A 368-nucleotide genomic window follows, 5' to 3' on the forward strand; every position below is an offset into this window, starting at 1 on the left:
GGTTTTGATCATTTGTTCGCACTTGTAAAAGTATGGCTTTTCGTCCTAACTTTTGGGCATTTTTAATTGTGTCAGTAATATCAGATACCTTTTTAACAGATTTATTATTAACTGTAACAATCACATCACCAGGGCGTATTCCTTTATCGGCAGCATCTGAATCTGAATCGACATCAGTTACGACTAACCCTATCCCATCATCAGAAGGAGCAACAATCAAACCATAATCTTCCAATGTTTCATTTGAATCATTGCGCCCATTTGAATATTTTGAGTCTTCTTTCATAACTTTATCGTCAGGCATTGTATCAAGTTTAACCTTGATATTCTCCTCTTTACCAGATTTCCAAACACCTAATGTTACTGTT

Annotated in this window: 1 protein-coding gene; it reads right to left on the minus strand. The window is 35.3% G+C overall.

Annotated elements, in window-relative coordinates:
* On the minus strand, window positions 1-368 hold a 368-nt coding region (locus ACFIK8_RS11760; RefSeq protein ID WP_375669532.1), incomplete at both ends, for a PDZ domain-containing protein.

Source organism: Bartonella sp. MR168JLCBS, from assembly GCF_042194175.1.